The following is a 24,931-nucleotide window of genomic DNA, read 5'->3' as shown; positions in this document are numbered from 1 at the left end:
GTGGGCAGGCTCATCGCTCAGCTTCCGTAGATGGTGCGGCCGTCGTCGGTCAGCTCCTTCGCCAGGCGGCGGGTCAGGTGCAGGCCCTCCAGGACGAACTCGACACCGGCGGCCGCCTGCCCGGGGCTCGGCGCGTCGCCGAGCCCGAGCCGGTCCAGGACCTTGGACAGGCCGGGCACCGTGCCGATCTGGGCCAGCAGCTCCTCGGCGCCGACCAGGTCACCGGTCTCGATCAGGGTGCCCTCGGCGACCAGGTCGGTGAACCCGGACAGGTCGAGACCGGCCAGGTGGGCCCGGAACGTCTCGGCGGTGGCGACCCGCAGCAGGTGGCCGAGGATCTCGGTCTCCCGCCCCTCCTCGCCGCTCTCGAACTCGACCTTGCCGCGCAGTGTCGAGGTGACCGACACGGTGTCGCAGATCCGGGCGACCGCCTCCTTCTCGGCGCGCAGCCCGAACCGGCGCAGCGCGGACGCGGCGACCGTCTCGGCGGCGGCGATCGCGAACCGGGCGGACACGCCGGAGCGCGCGTCGACCGACGGCGACTCGCGGACCGCGCGGGTGTACCGGGCGAGCACCTCGACCAGGTGGTCCGGCAGCGCCGCGACCAGGGCCGCCTCCTGCCGGATCAGGGCGGTCTCCAGCTCCAGGTCGACCGGGTAGTGGGTGCGGATCTCAGCGCCGAAGCGGTCCTTGAGCGGGGTGATGATCCGGCCGCGGTTGGTGTAGTCCTCCGGGTTGGCCGACGCCACCAGCAGCAGGTCGAGCGGGAGCCGCAGCTGGTAGCCGCGGACCTGGATGTCGCGCTCCTCGAGGACATTGAGCAGCGAGACCTGGATGCGCTCGGCCAGGTCGGGCAGCTCGTTGACCGCGAAGATGCCGCGGTTGGTGCGGGGCACCAGGCCGAAGTGGATGGTCTCCGGGTCGCCCAGGGCGCGGCCCTCGGCCACCTTGATCGGGTCGACGTCACCGATCAGGTCACCGACGCTGGTGTCCGGGGTGGCCAGCTTCTCGCCGTACCGCTCGGAGCGGTGCAGCCAGGCCACCGGCAGGGCGTCGCCGTGCTCGGCGGCCTTGCGGCGGGAGGCCGGGGTGAGCGGCTGGTACGGGTGTTCGTGCAGCTCGGACCCGGCGATGTAGGGGGTCCACTCGTCGAGCAGGCCCACCAGGGCCCGGATCAGCCGGGTCTTGCCCTGGCCGCGCTCGCCGAGCAGGACCATGTCGTGGCCGGCGAGCAGGGCCCGCTCGACCTCGGGCAGCACGGTGTCGTCGTAACCGACGATGCCGGGGAATCGGGGCTCGCCGGAGCGCATCCGGGCGAGCAGGTTGACCCGCAGTTCTTCCTTGACGGTGCGGAACTCGTGGCCGCTGGCTCGCAGTTCGCCCACGGTGCGGGGCAGGTCGATCGCGTTCGGCGCCTCTGTCACCGCAGGAACGCTACTCCGAGGAAGGGACGATCAACTACCTCGAGCCACTCTCGCCGAATTGGCGCTGGTCACGGCGGGTGACGCGCGGCACGCTCGGCGTCATGACGGACATTGCGCGGTACGCGGCCTTCACCCTCGACCCGGCGGGAGGCAACCCGGCGGGTGTCGTCCTGGACGCCGCCGGCCTGGACGACCCGGCGATGCAGGCGATCGCGGCCGACGTCGGCTACTCGGAGACCGCGTTCGTGACCTCCCGGGACGGCGGCCGGTTCCGGGTGCGGTACTTCAGCCCGCAGCTGGAGATCCCGTTCTGCGGGCACGCGACGGTGGCGACCGCGGTGGCCCTGGGCCCGGGTGAGCACCTGTTCGTGACCAACGCGGGCGACGTCCCGGTGCTTGTCGACGAGTCCGGGACCGCGACGCTGACCAGCGTGGATCCGCACGTCGCGGACCTGCCCGGGGACGCTCTGACGGCGCTGCTGGCGGCGCTGCGCTGGAGTGCGGCCGACCTGGATCCGGAGCTGCCGCCCCGGGTCGCGTTCGGTGGGGCGTACCACCCGGTCATCGCCGTGACCAGCCGGGAGCGCCTCGCCGGCCTGGACTACGACGTGCCGGCGCTGCGGTCGCTGATGACCGAGCGGGACTGGACCACGGTGCAGCTGGTGTTCCGGGCCGGGCCGGACACCTTCGACGTGCGCAACCCGTTCCCGGTCGGCGGCGTCTACGAGGACCCGGCGACCGGCGCCGCCGCCGCGGCCCTCGGCGGCTACCTGCGCGAGCTGGAGCTGGTCCCGGCGGACGCCGTGCTCACGCTGCGGCAGGGTGACGACATGGGCCGGCCGAGCCGCATCACCGTCCGCCTGGACCCCGCGGTCTCCGGCGTCCGGGTCAGCGGCCCGGCCGTCCCGATCGGCTGATCAGCTCAGCCGCAGCTCCAGCGGCTCAGTTCAGCCGCAGCTCCAGCGACGATCCGGCACGGACGTCGACGACCGTGCCGGCCGGGTACCGCAGGGTGTGGTCCCGGTCGGTGGAGATCAGCACCACGCCGATCCGGTGACCGGCCGCGAACACGTGGTCGGTGCTCTGCAGGTCCCAGCGGAACGTGTACGGCTGCCCCGGCCGGATCGGCGTGGTCACCGACGGCGAGAATCGGTTACGGACGTCGATCCAGCCCCGGGTGACGATCTCGTGGTCCGACGACGCCGTCACGTGCTCCCGGCGCGCGAAACATCCGGGGTCGCCCTCGATGCCGGGGCCGATGCAGTCCTGCTCGGTGCGGGTGCGGGTGCGCACGAAACGGTCGGCGGTCCCGTAGTCGACGAGCAGCGCGGTCAGGTACGGCGACTTCCTGGTCAGCCCGGCCCGGACCGTGACGACCGGGGTGCCGGAGAGCCGGGTGTCCCTGGTCAGTGGCGCGCCGAGGCTGACGAGCCGATTCGCATCGGTGCTGTCCGGAGTGGCGGCCAGGCTCTCCGCGGTGCGCGAGGTGTCGTCGGTGAACGTACCGCCGCCGAGTTTGAAATTGATCTTGCGGGAGCCGGGAAGCGGCCAGTTCGCCGAGGTCACCCACTGGTTGGGAGCCACCTCCACGTCGGCGATCGGCTCCCGGGTGACGCCGGTGTCGATCCGGTACAGCCACTTGTCGAACCAGCGGTGCAAGGTCGACAGCCACTCGGCCCGGCGGATGTGGAACGGGTCGGTGTGCGCGGCCTGGTGCAGCCACAGTTTGCGGGGCACCCCGTTGCGGGCGAGCGCGTCCCACCACTGCCCGGCCTGCCCGGTGCGCACGTTGAAGTCGTGCAGCCCGTGCACCAGCAGCACACTCGCCTTCACCCGGTGGGCGTCGCGCAGGTAGTCGCGCTCGGCCCAGTAGGCGCTGTAGTCGCCGGTCTCCCGGTCCTGCTCCTGTTCCAGGTGTGCCGTGACGTCCGCGCACACTTCCGGATTCGCCCTGGTCAGGACCGCCCTGGCCAGCACGTCGGTGTCCTCGCCCTGATAGCCGCCGGGGGCGACCACCCCGCCGTGGGACCGGTAGTAGTCGTACCAGCTGCTGATCCCGGCGATCGGCACGATCGTCTCCAGGCCGCGCACGCCGGTGGCGGCCACCGCGTTCGGGAGCGTGCCGTTGTACGACACCCCGATCATGCCGGTCCGGCCGGTGGACCAGTCCGCCCGTACCGGCAGGCCCTCGGCGGTGAATCCGGGGGCGCGGCCGTTGAGCCAGTCGACCACGGCCTTCATGCCGAGGGTCTCGTTGCGCCCGCCCGACGTGGGGCAGCCGTCCGAGCCACCGGAACCGAGGCTGTCGGCGAAGACCACCGCATAGCCGCGCGGTACGAAGTAGTTGTCCAGATATCCGGCGAAGGTGATGTCCGCGCTTCTCGAGGAGTCGAGCGACTTCCGGGTGGACCCGTCCCGGTCGACGTCGTCGTGGTTGGGGACGTCGACGAGTCCCGCGTAGTAGGGGCTGGCCTGGAAGATGACAGGCACTCTCGTGCCGGTGGCGGGACGGATGATCCGGACCGCGACCCGGTCCGGCTTCCCGTCGGCGTCGCTGTCGACGGCCGACTGCACCCAGACCTGCTCGCGGATCGCGGCAGAGTAGTCGTGGACCGGCTGGGTTCCGGTCGCTGCGGCGGCCGGGCCCGCGGTGATCACCACGGATCCGGCGAGAAGCATCAGAACGGTCAGCAATCTGATCGGCACACGTCGATATTAGGGGCCATCTAGGATCAGAAGCGATGAGCGCAACACTGATCGCCCGGGAACTCGCGGCCGGCCACGGGGACCGCAACCTCTTCAGCGGACTGGACCTGGTCGTCGCGCCGGGTGATGTGATCGGCCTGGTCGGGGTGAACGGCGCGGGCAAGACGACGCTGCTGCGTACCCTCGCCGGGTTGATCCCCACCGAGTCCGGCAGCGTCTCGCTGAGCCCGCCCACCGCCAACGTGGGTTATCTCCCACAGGAGCGGGAGCGGCGCGCCGACGAGACCGTGCGGGACTTCCTGGGCCGCCGCACCGGGGTGTCCGCCGCGCAGGAGGCGATGGACCTCGCGGCGGTCGCGCTGGCCGAGGAGAAGCCGGGCGCCGACGACGAGTACGCCGCCGCCCTGGACCGCTGGCTCGACCTGGGCGGCGCCGACCTGGACGAGCGGATCGCCGAGACCGATCTGGGCTTCGACCTGGACCTGCCGATGACCGCGCTCTCCGGCGGTCAGGCGGCCCGCGCCGGGATGGCGTCGCTGCTGCTCAGCCGCTATGACGTGTTCCTGCTCGACGAGCCGACCAACGACCTGGACCTGGACGGGCTGGCCCGCCTGGAGGCGTTCGTGGCCGGGCTGCGCTCGGGCGCCGTGGTGGTCAGTCACGACCGCGAGTTCCTCACCCGTACCGTCACCAAGGTCCTGGAACTGGATCTGGCCCAGAACCAGGTGCACCTGTTCGGCGGCGGCTACGAGTCCTACCTGCAGGAACGGGACCGGGCCCGGCAGCACGCCCGGGACGAATTCGAGGAGTACTCCGGCAAGAAGGAGGACCTGCTCGAACGCGCCCGGATGCAGCGCGGCTGGATGGACAAGGGGGTCCGCAACGCCCGCCGCAAGGCGCCGGACAACGACAAGATCGCCAAGTCGATGCGCGGTGAGAGCAGCGAGAAGCAGGCGGCCAAGGCCCGGCAGACCGAGCGGATGATCGAGCGCCTGGAGGTGGTCGAGGAGCCGCGCAAGGAGTGGGAGCTGCGGATGGAGATCGCCGTCGCGCCCCGGGCCGGCGCGGTGGTGGCGACCCTGCGCGACGCGGTGGTCCGGCGGGGGTCGTTCGCGCTCGGCCCGGTGACGCTGCAGATCGACTGGGCGGACCGGGTGGCGATCACCGGGGCCAACGGCTCCGGCAAGTCGACGCTGCTCGCGGCGCTGCTGGGGCGGTTGCCGCTGGACGAGGGCGCCCAGCATCTCGGGCCCGGGGTGGTGGTCGGCGAGGTCGATCAGGCGCGCGGGCTGTTCCTGGGTGGTGAGCCGCTGTCCCGGGCGTTCGGGGCGGCGGTCCCGGACTGGCCGGATGCCGACGTGCGTACCCTGCTGGCGAAGTTCGGCCTGAAGTCCGGCCATGTGATGCGCCCGGCGGCGACGCTCTCGCCCGGTGAGCGCACCCGCGCGGCCCTGGCCCTGTTGCAGGCGCGCGGGGTGAACCTGCTCGTGCTGGACGAGCCGACGAACCATCTGGACCTGCCGGCGATCGAGCAGCTGGAGTCGGCGCTGTCGTCGTACACCGGCACGATGTTGCTGGTCACACACGACCGGCGGATGCTGGAGGCGGTGACCGTGAACCGCCGTCTGACCGTGGACGGCGGCCGGGTCAGCGGCTGAGGACCTTGGTGACCGCGGCGCGGGCGGCTGCCGTCAGGTCGGCGATCTTCGGCTTCTTCTCGGTCATCAGCAGCAGGGTGACCCGGTTGCCGCGGGCGGCGACGGTGATCAGCCGCCCGTTCACGGTGAGTTCCATCTCGGGCACGGTCATCACGAAGCCGATCCCGGCCGAGGCGTCGCCGAGTTTCGGGGCGCCGGTGAACTTGGCGACGGCGAACTTCAGCTCCATCGGCAGGTCGCCGGGCGCCCGGGTGAACGAGGTGCACTTCGGCAGCGTGGACCGCAACGCCGCCACCGCCGCCCGCGCATCCTGATCGCCGGGCGTGGACAGGGTCTCGACCAGCAGTTCCTCGTCCTTGGCGCCGCGGACGAACTCGCGGAAGACGGTGCCGGCCGGCAGCTGGTTGTTCTGGCCGCAGGAGGCGATCTCGGACGGGATCCGGGCGAACAGGTCGTCGATGGCGTCCAGCTGCGGGGTGAACCCGGCGGGCAGCTCGGTGCCGGTGAGCAGTTTGCCGGCCGGATCACCCGGCCCGGCGAGCGCCGGGGCGGGTGATCCGATCACCAGGACTGCGGAGAGCACGAGCGCGAGCGCATGTTTTCTGGTCACGGCTCACGCTAACGCCGCAATCGGAACGATTAGCCCGAAACCGACCTTTGTTAACCGGCGCTGGTGAACGGGCTGCTCAACGGCCCTTCGTTACCGGACCGGTCCAGTCCGCTCAGGCAGTACGTCGCCGCACCCGCCGGAGGCTTCGGATCGACCACCGCGGTGCCCGCCCGGCCCGTCGCCACCAGGGTCGCCGCGCTCTCCCCCGTACGGTAGAGGGCCCAGCTCGCACCGCCACCGGGAGCCGCGGTGGTCAGGGTGACCGCCCCGGACGCCGCGCGCTGTGCCCCGGTGATCTGCGGCGCCGCCGGCGGGGTCGCCGGGAGCCGGGCCATCCGCGGCAGCAGAGCCGGGCCGGCGTAGTGCTTGGACACGTAGCGGCTGACCGACCCGAGCCGGTTCTGCCGCAGCTGCTTGGCGCTGAAGTGCACCTGCCCCTGCACACCGAACTTGTCGTTCATGGCCATCTGCCGGTCGAGCTGCCCCGGATCGCTCCAGTCGCCCTTCTCCCCGACCCGGTAGTCGGCCATCCCGATCCACAGCTGCACGCCGGTGCCCTTCACCGTCTCGGTCCACCAGGGCAGCGTCTTGGCGTAGTCGGCCTTGTCGAACCCGATCGTCCAGTACAGCTGCGGGACGATGTAGTCGAGCCAGCCCTCGCGGACCCACTTGCGGGTGTCGGCGTAGATCGCGCTGTAACTCTCCAGGCCGGAGGTGTCCGAGCCCTCGCCGCCGTTGCGCCAGATGCCGAACGGGCTGATCCCGTACTTCACCCACGGCTTCAGCTCGGCGATCCGCTGCTGCATCTCGCGGACCAGGGTGTTCACGTTGTCCCGGCGCCAGTCGGCCTTGGACTTCCCGTTGCCGTACTTCTTGTAGGAGGCGTCGTCCGGGAAATCCTCACCCTTCTCCGGGTACGGGTAGAAGAAGTCGTCGAAGTGGACACCGTCCACGTCGTACTTCTCCACCGCCTCCAGCATGGCGTCCTCGACGAACTTGCGGGCCTCGGGCACACCGGGGTCGAAGTAGAGCCGGCCGGTCTTGCCGGTCGGGTAGGCGATCCGCCACTCCGGATGCGCCAGCAGCGGGTGGTCCTTCACCAGCTTGGAGAGGTCGGTCCCGGTCCCGGACGGCGCCGGCTGGGTGCCCCGGTACGGGTTGAACCAGGCGTGGAACTCCAGGTTCCGTTGGTGTGCCTCGTCGACCATGAACTGCATCGGATCCCAGCCGGGATCGGTGTCGTCGAACTTCCCGGTCAGCCAGTTCGACCACGGGGCGAACTCGGACTTCCAGAACGCGTCCCCGCTGGGCCGGACGTGCACGAAGATCGCGTTGTGCCGCTGGGCGACCGCCAGGTCCAGCCACCGCAGGTACTCCGACTTGACCTGCGCCTCGGGCAACCCCGGCTTGCTCGGCCAGTCGATGTTGTAGACCGTGGTCAGCCACATCCCGCGCAGCTCCCGGGGAGCCTGCACCGGCACGGTGCCGCAGACACCCTGCTCGACCGGGCCGGGCGGCTCGGCCACCACGATCCGATCGGCGGCCGGCTGGTCCGGGGAGTCGTAGAACGCGGCGCGTGCCAGGCCCAGCCCGAGCACCGCCACCGTGAACAGTCCGGCCGACAGCAGGAGGGCCGCCCACACCGGCGGCCGGCGGAGAAAAGTCACAACACCGTCCGGTAGATGTCGAGGGTGTCCTCGGCGATGCGGGCCCAGCTGAACTTCTCGACCGCGCGGCGCCGGCCGGCCTTACCCATCCGCTCGGCCAGCTGCGGGTCGGTGATCAGCCGGGTCAGGGCGGCGGCCAGGTCGGCGACGAACCGCTCCGGGTCGACCGGGGTGCCGGTGCCGTCCTGCACCTGCTCGATCGGGACCAGCACGCCGGTCTCACCGTCCGCGACCACCTCGGGGATGCCGCCGGTCGCGGTGGCGACCACCGCGGTCTCGCAGGCCATCGCCTCCAGGTTGACGATGCCCATCGGCTCGTAGATCGACGGGCAGACGAAGACGGTGGCGTGCGTGAGGACCTGGATGACCTCCTGCTTGGGCAGCATCTCCTGCACCCAGATCACGCCGTCCCGGGTTTTCTGGAGGTCCGCGACCAGCGCCGCCACCTCGGCGGCGATCTCCGGGGTGTCCGGCGCCCCGGCGAGCAGGACGATCTGCGCGTCCGAGGGCAGATCGGCGCAGGCCCGCACCAGGTAGGGCAGGCCCTTCTGCCGGGTGATCCGGCCGACGAAGACCACGCTGGGCCGGTTGCGATCGATGCCCAGGCGCTCGACGACGTCCGTCCCGGGATCAGGCTGGTAGAGCTGGGTGTCGATGCCGTTGTAGACCACGTGCACCCGGTCCGGGTCCACCGTCGGGTACGCCTTCAGCACGTCCCGGCGCATCCCGCCGGAGACCGCGATGATCGCGTCGGCCGCCTCGATCGCCGTCTTCTCACAGAACGACGAGAGCGCATAGCCACCGCCGAGCTGCTCGGCCTTCCACGGCCGCAGCGGCTCCAGGCTGTGCGTGGTGAGCACGTGCGGGATCCCGTGCAGCAGTTTCGCGGTGTGGCCGGCGAAGTTCGCGTACCACGTGTGGCTGTGCACCACGTCGGCGCCCGCGCAGCCCTGGGCGATCGCGAGATTCACCCCCATGGTGCGCAGCGCCGCGTTGGCCTCGGCCAGCTCGGCCGGCTCCGGGTACGCGGTCACCCCGGCCTCGTCCCGCGGAGCGCCGAAGCAGTGCACCCGCACATCGGCGAGGGCACGCAGGTCACGGGCCAGGTACTCGAGGTGGACGCCGGCGCCGCCGTAGACCTCCGGCGGGTATTCACGGGAGATGAGATCAGCACGCAGCACGATGGAAGCTTAACCACACTCCCGAACGGGACCCGTGCCGCAACCCTTCCGCAACTCCGGCACGGTGCCATGGCGGACGTGCAGATCCCCCGTGTCCCGGCCTGGCAGTACACCCTCACGGGTGGCGTCCTCGCCGTGCTGACCGCCCGTGCCCTGGACAGCACCGCCTTCTGGCTGCTGCTCCAGACCGCCGGGGTGATGGTCCTGTGGCGGACCGCCAACCGGCACCGGTGCAGCTGGTGGCTGGCGCTGGCGGCGGTCACCGCCGGGCTGGCGGTGACCGCCGGATGGGCCCTGTACGACGGTGAGCCCACCAACACCCCGATGGGGCTCTCGCTCGCGGTCCCGTACAGCCTGCTCGCCGCCGCGGCCTTCCAGTTCGGCAGGCGGCGGCGGGCCGGATCGGCGGCCGAGGCCGGTGCGGTGGTGCTCGGGCTGGCGATGCTGGCCTGGTCGTTCATCGTGCTGCCGTACCTCGGCGACCCCGGCTACCAGCAGGTCGACCGGTCGCTGGCCCTGCTCTACGCGGTGATCGACATCGCGCTGGTCGGCACCGCGCTGCGCAATCTCACCGACCCGCGGCGTGGCCCGGCCCGGCTGCTCGCCGCCGCGGCCCTGACCCTGGTCGGCGCGCACCTGGTGTACGCCGCGACCGGCTCGGTGGGCACCGGCCCGTTCCAGCCCGGCGGCCTCTGCCACCTGTGTGTCCAGCTCGCCTGGGTGTTCGTGGTCGCCGCGGCGGTGCACCCGGCCGCCGGGCAGTACCGGGCCGGCACCGCACGCACCGGCCGGGCCGCGCTGATCGGGATGTACACCGCCGCGGTCGCCGCCCCGCTGCTGCCCGCGCTGGCGAACCCGAGCGTCGTGGTGGTGGTGCCGGCCCTGCTGACGTCCGGGCTGAGCGGCCTGCTGCTGCTGCGGATCGTCGGCCTGGCCCGGCTGGCCGGCGCCCGCGCCAAACAGGCCCGGGAGTCCCTGCGCGAGCAGCAGAAGCTGCAGGAGCAGCTGACCTACCGGGCCGGGCACGACGCGCTGACCGGCCTGGCCAACCGGGACCTGCTCACCGAGCGCCTGAACCGGGCGGTCGCCGGGGACCGGCCGTACGCGCTGATCCTCTGCGCCCTGGACGGGTTCAAGGACATCAACGACACCTACGGCCACCCGGTCGGTGACGCGGTGCTGCGCCAGGTCGCCGGGCGGCTGCTGCTGTTCGCCCCGCAGGTGGACATGGTGGCCCGGATCGGCGGCGACGAGTTCGGCTTCCTGCTCGGCCCGGAGACCGATTCCGGTCAGCTGGCCCAGCAGGTGGTCGAGGCGGTCGGGTCGGCGCCGTTCCTGGTCGACGACAGGCGTATCCCGCTGACCGCGCGGGCCGGCGTCGCCGGGGGTGTGCCCGGCAACGACGCGGTGCTCTCCGACGCCGACCTGGCGCTGAGCGCGGCCAAGGAGTCCGGCGGCGGGATCGCCCGGTTCGACGACTCGTTGCGGGCCGAACAGACCGAGCGGGCCCGGATCGCCGCCGGGCTGCGGCAGGCGATCAGCGACGGCAGCCTGTTCATGCACTACCAGCCGGTGGTGGACACCGCCAGCGGGCGGATCACCGGGGTGGAGGCGCTGATGCGCTGGCGCCAGGACGGCGAGCTGATCCCGCCGGGCGAGTTCATCCCGGTGGCCGAGCAGACCGGCCTGATCGGGACGATCGGCGCGCGGGCGCTGCGGCTGGCGTGCGCGCAGGCCGCCGTCTGGCACCGCGACCACGGCCTCTACCTGACCGTGAACGTCTCCACCCACCAGCTGCGCGACCCCGGTTTCGCCGATTCGGTGCTGCGGATCCTGGCCGACACCGGGCTGCCGGCGGCCGCTCTGGTGCTGGAGATCACCGAATCGGTGCTCATCGACGCCTCCGACACCAATGTGCTGGGGATTCTGCGCGCCTACGGCATCCGGATCGCGATCGACGACTTCGGCACCGGGTACTCGTCACTGGCGTATCTGCACACCCTGCCGGTCGACATCCTGAAGATCGATCAGTCCTTCATCCGCCGCCACCAGGACCCTCCGCGGCCCCAGGACGTGAGCCTGACCAGGGCGATCCTGGAGTTGGCGCGCAGTCAGGACCTGCTCGCGGTGGCCGAGGGCGTGGAGACGGCGGCGCAGGCGAACCTGCTGCGTGAGCTGGACTGTCCCCTGGTGCAGGGCTACCACTTCGGCCGCCCGTCGGCGCCCGAGGTGATCGACGTACTATTGCGGGAGGCTGCGGTGCGGACGGCGGCCTGACCCACAGCAAGAAGTTTGCAGCGCCAGCAAGATATTCCAAGCGCCCTTTCGGGTGGCGCGGGGGTGGCCGGGATATTAGCGTCCTCCCCATGGCTGTCAAGGTGCTTGCGATCGTTCTGGCTGGTGGGGAAGGCAAGCGCCTGATGCCGTTGACGGCGGACCGGGCCAAACCCGGCGTGCCCTTCGGCGGTATCTATCGCATGATCGATTTCGTGCTGTCGAACCTGGCGAACGCGGGTTACCTCAAGATCGTCGTTCTGACGCAGTACAAGTCGCACTCCCTCGACCGTCACATCTCCAAGACGTGGCGGATGTCGACACTGCTCGGCAACTACGTCACCCCGGTCCCGGCTCAGCAGCGGCTCGGCCCGCGCTGGTTCGCCGGTTCCGCCGACGCGATCTATCAGAGTCTCAACCTGATCAACGACGAGTCGCCCGACTACGTCATCGTCTTCGGCGCCGACCACATCTACCGCATGGACCCGAAGCAGATGGTCCAGGACCACATCGCCTCCGGTGCCGCGGTCACCGTGGCCGGCATCCGCCAGCCGCTGTCGCTGGCCGACCAGTTCGGCGTGATCGACGTCGGCCCGGACGGCAAGAAGATCAAGGCGTTCCGGGAGAAGCCGAAGGACGCGGTGGGCCTGCCGGACTCCCCCGACGAGGTCTACGCGTCGATGGGCAACTACGTCTTCACCACGCGGGCGCTGTGCGAGGCGGTGACGGCCGACGCGCAGAACCCGGACAGCAAGCACGACATGGGTGGCAACATCATCCCGATGCTGGTGGAGAAGGGCGAGGCGAACGTCTACGACTTCCGCGACAACGACGTCCCCGGCTCGACCGATCGTGATCGCGGCTACTGGCGCGACGTGGGCACCCTGGACTCGTTCTACGAGGCGCACACGGACCTGATCGCCACCCTGCCGATCTTCAACCTGTACAACCACGACTGGCCGATCTTCACCAACTACGGCTCCTGGCCGCCGGCGAAGTTCGTGCACGGCTACGACGACCGCCAGGGCCGGGCCATCGACTCGATGATCTCCCCCGGCGTGGTCGTCTCCGGCGCCCTGGTCGAGCGCTCGGTGATCTCCCCCAACGTCCGGGTCAACTCGTGGGCCCACGTGGACGGCGCGGTGATCATGGAGGGCGTCTCGGTCGGCCGCCGGGCGGTGATCAGGAACGCCATCATCGACAAGAACGTGGTGATCCCCGAGGGCGCCCAGATCGGCGTCGACCTCGACCGGGACCGCAAGCTCTACACGGTCAGCGACAACGGCATCGTGGTCATCGGCAAGGGCCAGAAGATCGAACCCTGACCCCTCTTCCGGTACGCCTACACCTCGACAACCGCACTCCCCCGCCCCGCCTCGACACCGCGAGGCGGGGCGTTTCACACTGCCGTCCCGCGACCGCCGGGCCGGATGCGGTGGTCACCGCCGACCCCGGCTGTCCCCCGCGGCAGATCCGGGTTTCCCGGTGACCACCGCAACCGGCCCGGCGGTCGCGGGACGGCCTGGTGCGGCGCCTGCGTCGCGTGGCCGCGACAGAGCCGATCGGCTGCGGTTGTGGAGCCGTGTGGCGTACCGGAAGAAGGGGTTCAGGGTCTGTCTCTGAGGGTTTGGGACGGGGTTCGGCCGAAGCGGGCGCGGTAGGCGCCGGCGAAACGGCTCAGGTGGGTGAAGCCCCAGCGGTAGGCGACCTCGCTGACCGTGGTGCGGCCCGGGTCGGAGCGGGAGAGTTCGGCGTGCACCTCGTCCAGGCGCAGGCGGCGCAGGTACGTCAGGGGGGACATGCCGACGTGGCGGCGGAACGCGTCCTGCAGGACCCGGACGCCGACGCCGGCCACCGCGGACAGGTTGCGGGTGGTCCACGGGCGGCACGGGTCGGCGTTCATCGCGTCCAGGGCCCGTTTCACCGTGCGCGGGCGGTGCGGGCCCTGCAGACCGGCCGGTTCCTCGCCGTACGGGTGCTCGACGGTCAGGGCCAGGCCGCTGACCACCATGTCGCGCCAGCGGGCCGCCATCCGGGGGCGGCTGACCAGGGTGTCGGGGGCGGTCAGCTCGGTGAGGAGCAGCCGGACCAGGGCGGCCCAGGTGCGGCCGGGGCCGTCGACCAGGTCGAAGCTGGCGCCCAGCGGCAGCGGGGAGACGACCCGCTGGTCCAGGGCGGCGTCCAGCTCGCGTTCCAGGGCGGCGCGTTCCACCTTGACGCTCAGCAGGCGGCAGGAGGCCGGCCAGTCCAGTTCGATGTCGCCGGTCGGGCGGTAGACCACCGCCCGGGTCGGATCGGCCAGCACCGTCGCGCCGCGGTGCTGTGATCGGAGCCTGCCGGTCAGCGGGACCAGCACGTGGTACGACGTCTCCAGCGCGCCGATCGAGACGTGGATGTCGGTCCCGTACCGGATGTCGCCGAGCGTGATCGGGCCCAGCCGGGCCACGTCGGCGCTGAACTCCAGCCGGCCGGGATCACCGACCGGCTCGATCTGCAACGTGCCGTAGTAGAGGTTGCGGCAGAACTCCCGGGCTTCCGCCATGTCGCTGGTGCGCAGACCGACATGTGCCGGGACGTCCACGCCCGGCGACGCCGGGCCCGGGAGCCGACCGCCTGTCATGCCGTCCAGAGTAGGCCCTGTGTGGCGGATCGGGTGGGAGCGAGGCGAGGTCCAGGTGGTGGCTGGCGTCAGCCGGTGAGAGGTCGCATACCGGTGTTGTATGTGGCCTCCCACCGGCTGCCGTCAGGCGCCGGCTGGGCCACGCCGCAGCCCCGCGCGATCCACCACACAGGGCCTACACGGTGAGCGGTGTCCTTCCGGGGACCAGGTTCGCCGGCCAGGTGACCTCGGCGACGGCGCCGCCACGCACGTCGACCTGCTCGAGGGGGGTGTCGTCGTCCTGCCAGACCACGTACCGGCCTTCGGCGAGACTGTCGATGACCACACAGTAGGTGACACCCGACCGGACGTACCGGGCCCGGACCGCGGCGTGGGTACGGGCCGAGGTGTCGTCCACCGGGGACACCTCGATCTCGTGCCCGTGCAGCCAGCTGGGGGCGTGGATGATCAGCGCGCCGATCCCGTCGCCGATGTCGAGCATCACCGTGCCCTGCCCGGACGGGGCGAGCGTGTGGTGGTGATGGTGGTGGTCGCCGTGGCCGACGCTCATGATTGCTCCTCCGGGATGGGGGTCGGTCAGGACGGGTTGTTGAAACCGTCGAACGGGGTGGGCAGGAACGGGAACTTCTTGAGCAGCTTCGCGCTCACGTCGTCGATGCTCAGGCCCTGCTCGACGAGCCCGGCCGCGGCGTCCGCCTTGAATTCCTTGTCGACCAGCGGCACGGTGGCCCCGGCGACGGCCCGCAGCGAGATGGAGACCACGTCGTCGGCGATCCGGCGGCCGTTGGGGAACCCGGCCAGGTCACCGCCGACCACACCGAACTTGTTCTCCTTGGCGACCGGCGGGATCGCGGTGTTCAGCCGCAGCATGTCGGCCTGCACCTTGCCGGTGTTGTTCTGGAACCCGTCGATGATGCCGTCCGGGATACCGGTGAGCAGGATCGCGAGCAGGTCGGCCCGCGGCTCCTTCTTCTTGTTCAGCGCGGCCAGGTTGTCGAAGAGCCCCGGGTAGAGCACCGGCAGGAGCGCTCCCAACTCGGGCGTGGCGACGAACTCGGCGAACCGCTTGTCCTCGCTCGGCGGGAGGCTGTTCCACTTGTCCTTCTCCGCCATCGGGACGATGACCTCGTTGAACAGCGGGTTGCCGAGCCGGGAGACCTGCACCTGCGGGCCGACGACCACGTCGTTGTCGCCCTTCTTGCCGCGCACCTCGACCTGGCGGCGGCTGGCCGACGTCCACACGCCGATCACGGCGCCGGCGTCGGTGGCCTTGACCCGCTTCTTGCCGTCCCGGCGCACCATGTCCAGCGGCACCTGGATGGCGATGCTGTGCACGTTGGTCTTGTCGGTGGCGTTGACCGCCTTGCTCGCCTTGTCGAACAGGTCCTGGCCGACCAGGTGCTTGTCCCGGAACGGGCGCAGCACGGCCAGGTCGAAGATCGAGCCGAGGTCGACGAAGAAGGCGTCGGCGCGCTGGCCGGCGAAGACCTTCTCGCGGCTCTTCAGCTTGTGCACCGCGTCGTCGGCGAGCTTCGCGTAGTCCGGGATGGAGACCTTGCCGACGTTGGCGGGCGGGCAGGGCAGCTTGTTGGCCAGTACCGTGCTCTTGCCGTGGCTGTCGACCTTGGTCACCGAGTAGAACTGCCGGCGGTTCCAGTTCTCGTCGTCGAGCGACTTGATCTGACCGGTGTTGTACAGGAACGTCTTGTCGTTGCGCAGTTCGGTACGGAACCGGAACTGGTAGGTGATGTCCGGGCGGGCGTCACCGTTCGCGTCGATGTGGATCTCGTAGAGCACGTCGTCGCCGAACTCGAAGAAGTTCGGGCCGCTCGACGGGAGCTGCAGCGGCACGTAGTTGGCGATGATGGTGACGGTGTCCGGGTCGTCGGGGCTGACGAACGCGTACAGGTCGGAGCTGTCGGCGACCGGGTCCTTGCTGATTTCCGGTGCTTCGCGGTGGGAGGACATGCTCGGGGATTCTCCTGTCGAGGAAAGGTCAGCGGCCGGCGGCTTTGAGGAGCCGATTCACCAGGTCTTTATCGGTGACGACTTTGCTTCCCTCACCGGAGAAGACTTCGATCGTGCCCTTTTGGACGTCGCGCAGGGAGATGACCAGGGGGGCGCCGTCATCCTTGCTGTCCGCCTCGGACGTGCCGGCGAGGCTCAGACCGGCCACCGAGACGGCGGAGACGCCGACTCCGGTGGCGGCGAGCGCCAGCACGTTACGGCGGGACAGCCACGAGTTGCTGCGGCCCTGGGCGCGGTATCGAACACGACTCATGCTTGGCCCTTCGTCGATATTTTGGGGGGTCTGACAGGCGATGCATCGTCGACGACCGGCAATACGAGATCCAGTTGCGGACGGTTCAAACCAAGTTCGCAAAAAGACTCAGCGACTTTTCAGGCGCCGTAGCCGGGAAAGGCCCGCACCGGCCGCTACCAGGGCGGCTACCCCGATCGCGCCCCCGATGAGCCAGTGACCGATCCCGATCATCGAGTCGTCACTCTTCCGGGTGGCGGCTTCGCCCGCGGCAAGCACCGGCGCCGGGGTGGGGCTCGGGCTCTCCTCCGCCGCCGCACTCTGCACCGGCGCCGCTGTGCTCTTGGCCGGAGCCGGCTCCTTGGTGGCCACCGGGACCGGGTCCGGGAAGACCAGATCCGAACAGGAGTAGTACGTGTCCGGGGTGCTGGACGTCTCCCACACCACGTAGAGGATGTGCCGCCCGGTCCGCTTCGGCAGTTTCACGCTCATCCGGTACGACCCACCGGTCAGCGGCGGATCCTTGATCTCGTCCAGCTTCGTCAGATCGCCCCACCCGAGCTTCTCGGTGGGTTCGTAGCCGCCCTTGGTCAGGAAGAGCCGGAACGACCCCTGGTGCGGGATCGTCCCCCGATAGTTGATCTTCAGATTCTGCCCCGACCTGACCTTCGTGGACGGGAAGTCGTCCCGGGCCAGGTCGAGACCCCGGTAGAGATCCAGCCCGCCGGAGCAGAGTTCGCCGTCCGGCACCCGTTCCCGGTCGTCGGCGACGTTCGCCAGGCGCAGGTTGTCGTACGCACCGAGGAATCCGTCCGCCGCCTTGAGCGCGGCCTTGCAGGCGGCGGTGTCGCGCCGGGTGCCGTTGCCGGCGCAGGCGGAGTTGCGGCTGATCGGGGTGGTCGGCGAACCGTGTGCCAGGGCGGGCGCGGGGACGGCGGGAACGGCGGCCGCGGCCAGCAGACCGGCGGCGGCGAGGCGGCGGACGTGCATGAGGATCTCCAGGTGGACGGTGGTCGGAAGAGCCACCCGGAGGTACGGAGTTCAGGCACCGCTCGTTCACCGGCGGCCGGGCTGTGATTGCATGGCCGAGTCAGGTGACAACAGCAGGAGGATTCATGAGCAAGCCCGATGTCGGCACCATCCCGGACGCCCCGGCCACCGAACTGGTGATCGAGGACCTCACCGAGGGCCAGGGCCAGGAGGCCAAGGCCGGCGACTTCGTGAGCGTCCACTACGTGGGTGTCGCCCAGTCCACGGGCAAGGAGTTCGACGCCTCCTACAACCGGGGCGAGCCGTTCGGTTTCCGGGTGGCCGGCCAGCAGGTCATCGCCGGCTGGGACCAGGGCGTCGCCGGGATGAAGGTCGGCGGCCGCCGCAAGCTGATCATCCCGCCGCACCTGGGCTACGGCGCCCGGGGCGCGGCCGGCGCGATCAAGCCGAACGAGACCCTGGTCTTCGTGGTCGACCTGCTCCAGGTCCACTGAGATGGGGCGGTCCGGGGCGGTGCGCACCGCCCCGACCGCCGACCTGATCCGCGCCGAGCTGTCCGCGATCCGCGACCTGCTCGATCTGGCCTTCGACGGCCGGTTCGACGACCACGACTGGGATCACGCGCTGGGCGGCCTGCACACGCTGATCGTGCAGGACGGCGTGCTGGTCGCGCACGGCTCGGTGGTGCAGCGCCGTTTCCTGCTCGACGGGCGGACGCTGCGCTGCGGGTACGTCGAGGCGGTCGCCGTGCATCCGGAGTTCCGCGGCCGGGGTCTGGCCGCGGCGGTGATGGGTGAGGCGGAGAGGCTGATCGACGGTGGGTACGACCTGGGTGCGCTCTCCGCCTCGGAGTCGGGCCGGGGGCTCTATCTGGCCCGCGGCTGGCGGTTATGGCCGGGGCCGACGGCGGTGCTCTCCCCCACCGGAGTGGTCCGCACTCCGGAGGACGACGACAGCACCCTGGTCCGGATGACCGGCGCCCTCGACGGGGGCACCCTGGTCTGCGACTGGCGCGACGGCGACGTCTGGTAGGTCGAGGGGCTCGCCGATCGGGGTCACGCCTGCCTCTTCAGGGAGTCGCAGCCGGTCTCGTCGGGCAGCAGCGGGCGGAAGACGATCTGCCACTTCTGGCCGGCCGACTCCCACGGGGTGCGGGCGTTGGCCTTCTCGGCCAGCTTCCACACGGCCTGCAGATCCGTACCCTCCAGGGTCAAGCAGTTGACCTTGGGCTGCTCGGTGAGGGCCGTGCCGGGCAGGGCCGTCTTCGCGGGCCAGGTGACCGTGGCGCCACCGGCGCCGTCACCGGTGTCCTGGTACGGCTGGGCGATCACCGCGAGACCCTTCGGCTGGTACGGCTGGGAGGCCGGGCTGGCGGCGTCGGCGAACAGCCGGTCCACCGAGGCCAGGAACTCGGTCAGCTTCTTGCGGGCGGCGTGCTGCTCGGCGGTCAGCGACTTGTCGTCCGGGTTCGCCTCGTTGAGGGCCATCACGTCGACGGTCTGCTCGCCACCGGCGGTCCGGACCACGATCCGGGTGCTCGGGGTGTCGGCGACGTTCGGCGTGCCGAAGTCGGCGCCGCCCTTGACCCCGGCCGCCAGCGCGCCGGCGGTCAGCTCCTCGACCTGGTCGGCGGTCAGGGTGATCTGCTGCAGGTTCGGCAGCGCGGGGCCGGGGTAGATGGCCGGGACCGGGCCCTCGCTCAGCGCCCGCCCGTCGGCGTAGACGCTGAATCGTGGAATCCGGCCGGGGATGCTCTCGGCCGGGACGAAACCGCCCCGGTACTCCACCCGCAGGGCGATCGAGTCCGGGTCGGCGGCGCTCTCGGTGACCGGCGCGGAGCCCGCCTCGTCGGCGGCGCCGGGCCGGGCGCAGGCGCCCAGCAGGAACAGCAGGGGGACGGCGGCGGCGGTCAGCAGACCGCGGTTGATGGTCATGTGGAGTACGACGAGACGGACCCCGCTCCGGTTCCGGCGAATCTCAGGAAACCACCCGGGCCGTACGGCCGAGCACCTCGACGACGTCACCCGGATGGAGCTGCCGGCCGCGGCGGGTGTCGACCTCGCCGTTGACCGTCACGTCCCCGGACGCGACGAGGACCTTGCCCTCGCCGCCGGTGTCGATGAGATCTGCCAGCTTGAGGAACTGGCCGAGCCGGATCATGTCGCCGTCGATGGGCACGTCACGCATGTGTTCATCATCGGTCACGAGATCTTTCGGAAATCTTCTGGGGCTACGTTGAACCATCCGGGCCGGTGATCCGAACTACATGTCGTGAGGCATCCGAGGATGGCCCGCCGTGCGGGCGTGATGACCGCTGCGACTGCTGTCGGTGTGCTGTTGGCCGCCGCACCGGCCGCGGCTGACGTGACGGTGAGTCCGGCGAGCGCGCCGCAAGGCAGTGGGGCGAGCCTGGACTTCCATGTGACCAACGAGGGCACCGCCCCGATCACCGAGGTGACGCTGAAGATCCCGGCGGACACCCCGATCGCCGAGGTGTACCCGTTGTCCATCGACGACTGGGCACCGAAGATCACCTATCAGAGACTGCAACAGCCGCTGGAGACGATCCACGGTGGCACGCCGGTGACCGAGGCCGCCAGCGCGATCACCTGGATCGCGGTGAACGGCACCACGATCAAACCGGGTGAGTCCGCGGATCTGCGGGCCGCGCTCGGTCCGCTGCCGACGCTGAGCACGATGCGGATGGCGGTGGAGACCAAGTACGCCGACGGCAGCGCCGGCCCGGCGATGGCGGCGACGATGACGCTGACCCCGTCGGACGGCACCGCGCCGGTCTCGCACCACGGCGGCGCCGCGACCGGCTCCGACGTCACCGCGGAGGACCTGGCGTTCGCCGCGATCCTGGCCGAGGCCGAGAAGGGCCCGTCCTGGATGTCGATCTCCGGCTGGATCGTGGCCGTGCTGGCGCTGCTGGGCACCGCGTGGTTCGCGCTGCGTGGCCGGCACCGGGCCGAGGAGGAGCCGGGCGAGCCGGACGACAAGCCCGCCGGTGACGACCCGGTCGCCGACGACGACGCCGACAAGGAACCGGTCGGCGCGGGCAGCAGCAAGTGGGCTTTCAAGGGTTGACGAAGACTTCCGAGCAGGCCGGGCCTGCGTAATGGAAGGTAAGGCCTCGCGCGGGTGGGCGTGAGGACGTCGTGGCGAGCGCGTGGGGCGCAGAACCACGACCGGCGGGTGGGGCCCGGGCAAGGCCCATGATCCGCGTGCTGTACGGGCGGGGCTGTTCACACGGCCCCGCCCGTCGGTCTGTCCGGTGCCTTCGCCGGACCGTGACGACTAGACCGCGACGACGCGTTCGGTGCGCAGCGCGTCGATGATCTCGCCCTCGACCCGGTCCGACACGTCGTGCGGGACCTGGCAGGTGCCGGCCGCGAGGTGACCACCGCCGCCGTAGCGCAGCATCACCTCACCGATGTCCACCGGCGACGTGCGGTCCAGGATCGACTTGCCGCACGCGAAGACGGTGTTGAGCTTCTGCCGCCCCCAGATGATGTGCACCGAGACCCGGGCCTCCGGGAAGAGCGCGTACACCATGAACCGGTTGCCCGCCTCGATCACCTCCTCGTCGCGCAGGTCGACGATCACCACGTCGCCGTCCACCCGGCAGACCCGGTGCAGCTGCTCCACGAACCGGGTCGAGCACTCGTGGAACAGGTCGGCCCGCTCCACCACGTCGGGCAGCGCGAGGATCTCGTTGACGTCGTTGTGCTCGATGCACGCGTCGATCAGCTGCATCATCAGCTGGTAGTTGGAGATCCGGAAGTTGCGGAACCGGCCGAGGCCGGTGCGGCTGTCCATCAGGAAGTTGAGCAGCGTCCAGCCGGTGGGGCTGAGCACGTCGGTGAGCGAGTAGTCCGCCGAGTCGGCCTGGTCGACGGCCCGCATCAGCTCGTCGGTCACCTTCGGGAACCGCTCCGCGCCGCCGAAGTGCTCGTAGATCACCCGGGCCGCGGACGGCGCGTCGGCGTCGATGACGTGGTTGCTCCGGTCGCCGTCGCTGCGCAAGGTCTCCGAGTGGTGGTGGTCGTAGACCATCGCGGCCCGGCCGTCGTACGGCAGGTTCGTCAGGATGTCCCGCTCGGTCACGTCGACGACGCCGTCCTGGACGTCCTTCGGATGCACGAACAGGATGTCGTCGATCATCTCGAGATGGCGCAGGAGCACGGCACACACGAGCCCGTCGAAGTCACTTCGGGTCACGAGCCGGTACTTCACGAGGTCCCCCTCCGTTGCCAGACCTTTGCGACCAGTTTGCCACTTTTCTGGCATTCGCCCGTGCTGCATCGAAGTATGGACGTGTTCACCGCCACGTTGTCCCGGTTTCCCGGAAGCGGATGAACCCTGCGCCGCCCTCCGGCCGTAAGGTTCAAACGGACGGTTACGACCCTGTCGGAGGACGCAAGATGGACCACGCACCCCAGCTCATTCAAGAGCGCAGCGCTCCGCCGGCCACGCTGGTGATCTTCGGCGCCTCCGGTGACCTCACCCGGCGCAAGCTGCTCCCCGCGGTGGACAACCTCGCGCGCCACGGCCGCCTCCCTGATCAGTTCGCCCTGGTCGGGGTGGCCCGCACCCCGATGAGCGACGAGCAGTTCGCGGAGAGCGCGCTGGGCGGCAAGAGCCTGCTGGACAAGCGGCAGCTCGCCGGTGGCGTCCGCTACGTCGCGGGTGGCTACGACGACCCGGAGACCTACAAGCGCCTGGCCGAGACCCTGGACGAGCTGGACGCGGTCCGGGGCACCTCGGGCAACCGCCTGTTCTACCTCTCCACCCCGGCGGGCGCCTTCGAGCCGGTGATCAACGGACTGGCCGGGGCGGGCCTGAACCAGGCGACCGAGACCTCGTTCGCCCGCCTGGTGATCGAGAAGCCGTACGGCCGGGATCTGGCCACCGCCCGCGAGCTGGACGGCGTGGTGCACGGCGCGTTCGAGGAGCACCAGGTCTTCCGCATCGACCACTACCTGGGCAAGGACACCGTCCAGAACGTGCTGGCGCTGCGCTTCGCCAACTCGATCTTCCAGCCCATCTGGGACCGCTCCTGGATCGACCACGTGCAGATCACGGTGGCCGAGACGCTCGGCGTCGGCACCCGCGGCGGCTTCTACGAGGGCGCCGGCGCGATGCGTGACATCGTGCAGAACCACGTGCTCCAGGTCCTCGCGCTGGCCCTGATGGAGCCGCCGGTCTCGTTCGAGGGTGAGAACCTGCGCAACGAGAAGGTGAAGCTGCTGCAGGCGATCCGGCTGCCCACCGACCGGGACGTCTCCGAGGCCGCCGTCCGCGGTCAGTACACCCGCGGCGGCACCCGCGAGGAGCTGATGGCCGGTTACCGCGAGGAGGTCGGGGTCGACCCGCTGTCGCGCACCGAGACCTACGCGGCCATGCGGCTGAACGTGGACAACTGGCGCTGGGCCGGGGTGCCGTTCTACGTGCGTACCGGAAAGCGCTTGCCCGCGCGGCTCACCGAAGTGGCCCTGCAGTTCCAGCGGCCGCCGCACCTGCCGATCCCCGCCGACCAGCTCACCGAACTCGACGCCGACGCCCTGATCCTGCGCATCCAGCCGAACGAGGGCATCTCGCTGCGGTTCGGCGCCAAGGTGCCCGGCCACTCGTTCCGGGTCCGGACGGCGAGCATGAACTTCTCGTACGACCAGACGTTCGTCGAGGAGTCCCCGGAGGCGTACGAGCGGCTCCTACTGGACGCCCTGATCGGTGACGCCTCGCTCTTCATCCGCAGCGACGAGGTGCAGCAGTCATGGCGGATCGTCGACCCGATCATCGAGCACTGGGAGCGGGACCGTTCGCCGATCCCGAGCTACGAGGCGGCGTCCTGGGGCCCGACCGATGCCGACCGCCTGATCGGCCGCAACGGCCGCAAGTGGCGCAACGCGTCGTAAGACGTCACTGCAAAGCAACGCGTCGTAACTGACGCAACGCGCCGCGTGTGGCGCAACCTGCATAGTGAGACGGGCTCGCATAGGGTGAACGTCTATCCCCTTGCGAGCCCGTTCCACCAGAAAGACAGACGAACATGCAGGTATCGGTCGCGCATCATCCACCGAACACGGCCGTCCTGGTCCTGCGCGGATCCCTCGACATCGACACCGCGCCGGCCCTCAAGGCCAATCTGAGCCGCCTCGTCGAGCGTCCCACCCCACGTGTGGTGGTGGACGTCGCCGGGCTGGACTTCTGTGACTCCATGGGCGTGGGCGTGCTGGTCACCGCGCACGGTCGGGCGGCCGAGCGGGGCGGCTGGGTGCGCCTGGCGGCCCCGTCCGGCTTCCTGCGCCGCCTCTTCGACACCCTGGGCCTCAGCGACTACCTGCCGATGTTCCCGGACGTCCCGTCCGCCCTCAAGGAGGACTGACCGTCAGGCGGACCGACCGTCGGGCGGACTGACCGTCAGGCGGCCGAGGCGGCGGTGATCGACGCCTCGGCCAGCGCGGCCACCGCGGCGCCCCGGGCCCCGGCCATGTCCCGGTCGGGGACCAGGGCGAAGGTGGCCACCGCCTTCTGCTCGTCACGCAGCTCGGTGTTCTCCCGGACGCAGTTGAGGAACCACTGGCGGAAGTGCGGGTCCGCCTCCACCACGCCGCCGCCGAGGAAGTACGCGGACGGGTCGGTGAAGTTGGCGGCGATGGTGAAGAGTTTGCCGATCGCCTTGGCCTGCTGGCCGAAGACGGCGAGGGCCAGCGCGTCGTCCTTCTCGCCGTAACCGCGCAGCGCCTTGGCGGCCACCCCGATCGGCTCGTTCACCAGCGGGTGGTCCGGGAACCGGGTCAGCCAGTACGGCAGCAGGTTGTTCCTGATGCCGGTCAGCGAGGCGATGCTCTCCACGTCACCGGCGAACCCGCAGTTGCACATCGGGACCGGCTGGTCGTCCTCCAGCACGCCGTGCAGCGGGATCTGCACGTGCCCCAGCTCCCCGGCCATCCCGGCGCTGCCGCGGACCACACTGCCGGCCTCCACCACCCCGCCGCCGAGGCCGGTGCCGACGATCGCCGACACCGAGGAGTGCTCCGACGCCTGTGCGCCGAAGTGCTGATGATGGGCGTACAGGGCGGCCGCGTTGCCGTCGTTGTTGTAGACCACCGGCAGGCCGAGCCGGGTCTCCAGGGCGCCCCGGATGTCGAAGCCGTGCCAGGAGACCTGATTGAAGTTGGTCGCGCCCTTCGACGAGATCACCCCGTGCGCGCTGGCCGGGCCGGGGGTGTCCAGGCCGACCGCGCGGACCAGCGACAGCGGGGTGCTGGTCAGCTCCAGGATGTTGCCGAACGCCTCGGCGAGGGCTTCGACGGCGGATTCCGGCCCTTCCAGGACACGGCTCGGATTCTCGACCAGATCATTGACGAGGAACTGTCCTGTCGCGTCCAGCACGGTGGCGTTGTTGCAGGTGCCGCCGTTGTCGAGTCCGACGACGACCCAGGAGGACGGGGTACGTACGGATTCAGCCTGATCCACGGTCCTGAGACTAAATCAGGACTCGGTTTCCGGTAACCGGTGCGCGCGGATTGCGG

23 protein-coding genes are annotated in these 24,931 nt (G+C 70.4%); 9 read left to right on the top strand and 14 right to left on the bottom strand.

Features of this window, described 5'->3' with window-relative positions; genetic code table 11:
- Nucleotides 1-17 precede the first annotated feature (17 nt).
- Entirely contained in the window at nt 18-1,424 is a 1,407-nt protein-coding gene (locus Aco03nite_RS03535; RefSeq protein WP_203793116.1) for a sigma 54-interacting transcriptional regulator, read from the bottom strand.
- A gap of 101 nt (nt 1,425-1,525) precedes the next feature.
- Here Aco03nite_RS03535 and Aco03nite_RS03530 point away from each other — a divergent pair, with 101 nt between their 5' ends.
- On the top strand, nt 1,526-2,341 hold the full coding sequence (locus Aco03nite_RS03530) for a PhzF family phenazine biosynthesis protein (protein ID WP_203793115.1): 816 nt from the start codon (nt 1,526-1,528) through the stop codon (nt 2,339-2,341).
- A 25-nt stretch (nt 2,342-2,366) separates the two neighbouring features.
- On the opposite strand, the gene Aco03nite_RS03525 is transcribed toward Aco03nite_RS03530, so the two are convergent.
- Entirely contained in the window at nt 2,367-4,130 is a 1,764-nt protein-coding gene (locus Aco03nite_RS03525; protein ID WP_239144885.1) for a Xaa-Pro dipeptidyl-peptidase, read from the bottom strand.
- 35 nt (nt 4,131-4,165) lie between these two features.
- On the opposite strand from Aco03nite_RS03525, the gene Aco03nite_RS03520 reads away from it, so the two are divergent.
- On the top strand, nt 4,166-5,788 hold the full coding sequence (locus Aco03nite_RS03520) for an ABC-F family ATP-binding cassette domain-containing protein (RefSeq protein WP_203793114.1): 1,623 nt from the start codon (nt 4,166-4,168) through the stop codon (nt 5,786-5,788).
- Here Aco03nite_RS03520 and Aco03nite_RS03515 read toward each other — a convergent pair.
- From Aco03nite_RS03515 to glgA, 3 genes are read right to left on the bottom strand one after another with little or no spacing between them, the layout of a single operon-like run.
- Complete coding sequence (locus Aco03nite_RS03515; RefSeq protein WP_203793113.1) at nt 5,778-6,398, bottom strand: hypothetical protein; 621 nt, start codon at nt 6,396-6,398, stop codon at nt 5,778-5,780. The genes Aco03nite_RS03520 and Aco03nite_RS03515 overlap by 11 nt on opposite strands.
- 50 nt (nt 6,399-6,448) lie before the next feature.
- Complete coding sequence (locus Aco03nite_RS03510) at nt 6,449-8,065, bottom strand: glycoside hydrolase family 10-like protein (RefSeq protein ID WP_203793112.1); 1,617 nt, start codon at nt 8,063-8,065, stop codon at nt 6,449-6,451.
- On the bottom strand, nt 8,062-9,246 hold the full coding sequence (gene glgA, locus Aco03nite_RS03505; protein ID WP_239144884.1) for a glycogen synthase: 1,185 nt from the start codon (nt 9,244-9,246) through the stop codon (nt 8,062-8,064). Before glgA ends, Aco03nite_RS03510 begins: the two co-directional genes overlap by 4 nt.
- Before the next feature lie 78 nt (nt 9,247-9,324).
- On the opposite strand from glgA, the gene Aco03nite_RS03500 reads away from it, so the two are divergent.
- Both Aco03nite_RS03500 and glgC read left to right on the top strand, forming a co-directional pair.
- Entirely contained in the window at nt 9,325-11,523 is a 2,199-nt protein-coding gene (locus Aco03nite_RS03500; RefSeq protein ID WP_203793111.1) for a putative bifunctional diguanylate cyclase/phosphodiesterase, read from the top strand.
- A gap of 89 nt (nt 11,524-11,612) precedes the next feature.
- A complete protein-coding gene (glgC, locus tag Aco03nite_RS03495; protein ID WP_203793110.1) occupies nt 11,613-12,845 on the top strand; it encodes a glucose-1-phosphate adenylyltransferase in 1,233 nt (410 codons plus the stop codon).
- A gap of 281 nt (nt 12,846-13,126) precedes the next feature.
- Here glgC and Aco03nite_RS03490 read toward each other — a convergent pair whose 3' ends face one another.
- The 5 genes from Aco03nite_RS03490 to Aco03nite_RS03470 form a co-directional block, all read right to left on the bottom strand.
- Nucleotides 13,127-14,140, bottom strand: coding sequence for an AraC family transcriptional regulator (locus Aco03nite_RS03490; RefSeq protein WP_239144883.1), 1,014 nt, complete (start codon nt 14,138-14,140; stop codon nt 13,127-13,129).
- A gap of 175 nt (nt 14,141-14,315) precedes the next feature.
- The gene (locus Aco03nite_RS03485) at nt 14,316-14,690 is read right to left on the bottom strand and encodes a phospholipase (RefSeq protein ID WP_203793109.1); all 375 of its coding nucleotides are present in this window, start codon (nt 14,688-14,690) and stop codon (nt 14,316-14,318) included.
- A 26-nt stretch (nt 14,691-14,716) separates the two neighbouring features.
- Complete coding sequence (locus tag Aco03nite_RS03480; protein ID WP_203793108.1) at nt 14,717-16,108, bottom strand: DUF4331 domain-containing protein; 1,392 nt, start codon at nt 16,106-16,108, stop codon at nt 14,717-14,719.
- Between the two features lie 28 nt (nt 16,109-16,136).
- Entirely contained in the window at nt 16,137-16,421 is a 285-nt protein-coding gene (locus Aco03nite_RS03475) for a hypothetical protein (RefSeq protein ID WP_203793107.1), read from the bottom strand.
- Nucleotides 16,422-16,529: 108 nt separating this feature from the next.
- A complete protein-coding gene (locus Aco03nite_RS03470) occupies nt 16,530-17,426 on the bottom strand; it encodes a lytic polysaccharide monooxygenase (RefSeq protein WP_239144882.1) in 897 nt (298 codons plus the stop codon).
- Between the two features lie 89 nt (nt 17,427-17,515).
- Between Aco03nite_RS03470 and Aco03nite_RS03465 the strand changes: the two genes are divergently transcribed.
- Together Aco03nite_RS03465 and Aco03nite_RS03460 are read left to right on the top strand one after the other, a co-directional pair.
- Nucleotides 17,516-17,884, top strand: a complete 369-nt coding sequence (locus Aco03nite_RS03465) for an FKBP-type peptidyl-prolyl cis-trans isomerase (protein WP_203793106.1) — start codon at nt 17,516-17,518, stop codon at nt 17,882-17,884.
- Nucleotide 17,885: 1 nt separating this feature from the next.
- A complete protein-coding gene (locus tag Aco03nite_RS03460) occupies nt 17,886-18,422 on the top strand; it encodes a GNAT family N-acetyltransferase (protein WP_203793105.1) in 537 nt (178 codons plus the stop codon).
- A 23-nt stretch (nt 18,423-18,445) separates the two neighbouring features.
- Here Aco03nite_RS03460 and Aco03nite_RS03455 read toward each other — a convergent pair whose 3' ends face one another.
- The gene (locus Aco03nite_RS03455; protein ID WP_203793104.1) at nt 18,446-19,324 is read right to left on the bottom strand and encodes a hypothetical protein; all 879 of its coding nucleotides are present in this window, start codon (nt 19,322-19,324) and stop codon (nt 18,446-18,448) included.
- Nucleotides 19,325-19,367: 43 nt separating this feature from the next.
- Nucleotides 19,368-19,577: an RNA-binding S4 domain-containing protein gene (locus tag Aco03nite_RS03450; RefSeq protein WP_203793103.1), complete on the bottom strand. Its 210-nt coding sequence runs from the start codon at nt 19,575-19,577 to the stop codon at nt 19,368-19,370.
- Between the two features lie 99 nt (nt 19,578-19,676).
- On the opposite strand from Aco03nite_RS03450, the gene Aco03nite_RS03445 reads away from it, so the two are divergent.
- Complete coding sequence (locus Aco03nite_RS03445) at nt 19,677-20,480, top strand: DUF1775 domain-containing protein (RefSeq protein ID WP_203793102.1); 804 nt, start codon at nt 19,677-19,679, stop codon at nt 20,478-20,480.
- Nucleotides 20,481-20,690: 210 nt separating this feature from the next.
- Here Aco03nite_RS03445 and Aco03nite_RS03440 read toward each other — a convergent pair whose 3' ends face one another.
- Nucleotides 20,691-21,629 (bottom strand): DHH family phosphoesterase, encoded by a 939-nt coding sequence (locus tag Aco03nite_RS03440; RefSeq protein WP_203793101.1) that lies wholly within the window; start codon nt 21,627-21,629, stop codon nt 20,691-20,693.
- Between the two features lie 188 nt (nt 21,630-21,817).
- Here Aco03nite_RS03440 and zwf point away from each other — a divergent pair, with 188 nt between their 5' ends.
- Both zwf and Aco03nite_RS03430 read left to right on the top strand, forming a co-directional pair.
- Nucleotides 21,818-23,311: a glucose-6-phosphate dehydrogenase gene (zwf, locus tag Aco03nite_RS03435; RefSeq protein ID WP_203793100.1), complete on the top strand. Its 1,494-nt coding sequence runs from the start codon at nt 21,818-21,820 to the stop codon at nt 23,309-23,311.
- Nucleotides 23,312-23,445: 134 nt separating this feature from the next.
- A complete protein-coding gene (locus Aco03nite_RS03430; protein WP_203793099.1) occupies nt 23,446-23,781 on the top strand; it encodes an STAS domain-containing protein in 336 nt (111 codons plus the stop codon).
- Nucleotides 23,782-23,816: 35 nt separating this feature from the next.
- Here the strand turns inward: Aco03nite_RS03430 and Aco03nite_RS03425 are convergent, their stop codons facing one another.
- Complete coding sequence (locus tag Aco03nite_RS03425; RefSeq protein ID WP_203793098.1) at nt 23,817-24,875, bottom strand: ROK family protein; 1,059 nt, start codon at nt 24,873-24,875, stop codon at nt 23,817-23,819.
- Nucleotides 24,876-24,931: the final 56 nt, after the last annotated feature.

Origin of the sequence: Actinoplanes couchii, from assembly GCF_016862075.1 — a bacterium.
Classification (GTDB): domain Bacteria; phylum Actinomycetota; class Actinomycetes; order Mycobacteriales; family Micromonosporaceae; genus Actinoplanes; species Actinoplanes couchii.
This window is presented reverse-complemented; position numbering and strand designations above follow the sequence as displayed.

What these genes read in the sequence shown, in the direction of transcription:
- Aco03nite_RS03530 (WP_203793115.1), top strand. Translation starts at nt 1,526, where the DNA reads ATGACGGACATTGCGCGGTACGCGGCCTTCACCCTCGACCCGGCGGGA.
- Aco03nite_RS03520 (WP_203793114.1), top strand. Translation starts at nt 4,166, where the DNA reads ATGAGCGCAACACTGATCGCCCGGGAACTCGCGGCCGGCCACGGGGAC.
- glgC (WP_203793110.1), top strand. Translation starts at nt 11,613, where the DNA reads ATGGCTGTCAAGGTGCTTGCGATCGTTCTGGCTGGTGGGGAAGGCAAG.
- Aco03nite_RS03490 (WP_239144883.1), bottom strand. Translation starts at nt 14,140, where the DNA reads ATGACAGGCGGTCGGCTCCCGGGCCCGGCGTCGCCGGGCGTGGACGTC.
- Aco03nite_RS03485 (WP_203793109.1), bottom strand. Translation starts at nt 14,690, where the DNA reads ATGAGCGTCGGCCACGGCGACCACCACCATCACCACCACACGCTCGCC.
- Aco03nite_RS03480 (WP_203793108.1), bottom strand. Translation starts at nt 16,108, where the DNA reads ATGTCCTCCCACCGCGAAGCACCGGAAATCAGCAAGGACCCGGTCGCC.
- Aco03nite_RS03475 (WP_203793107.1), bottom strand. Translation starts at nt 16,421, where the DNA reads ATGAGTCGTGTTCGATACCGCGCCCAGGGCCGCAGCAACTCGTGGCTG.
- Aco03nite_RS03465 (WP_203793106.1), top strand. Translation starts at nt 17,516, where the DNA reads ATGAGCAAGCCCGATGTCGGCACCATCCCGGACGCCCCGGCCACCGAA.
- Aco03nite_RS03460 (WP_203793105.1), top strand. Translation starts at nt 17,886, where the DNA reads ATGGGGCGGTCCGGGGCGGTGCGCACCGCCCCGACCGCCGACCTGATC.
- Aco03nite_RS03455 (WP_203793104.1), bottom strand. Translation starts at nt 19,324, where the DNA reads ATGACCATCAACCGCGGTCTGCTGACCGCCGCCGCCGTCCCCCTGCTG.
- Aco03nite_RS03450 (WP_203793103.1), bottom strand. Translation starts at nt 19,577, where the DNA reads ATGCGTGACGTGCCCATCGACGGCGACATGATCCGGCTCGGCCAGTTC.
- Aco03nite_RS03445 (WP_203793102.1), top strand. Translation starts at nt 19,677, where the DNA reads ATGGCCCGCCGTGCGGGCGTGATGACCGCTGCGACTGCTGTCGGTGTG.
- zwf (WP_203793100.1), top strand. Translation starts at nt 21,818, where the DNA reads ATGGACCACGCACCCCAGCTCATTCAAGAGCGCAGCGCTCCGCCGGCC.
- Aco03nite_RS03430 (WP_203793099.1), top strand. Translation starts at nt 23,446, where the DNA reads ATGCAGGTATCGGTCGCGCATCATCCACCGAACACGGCCGTCCTGGTC.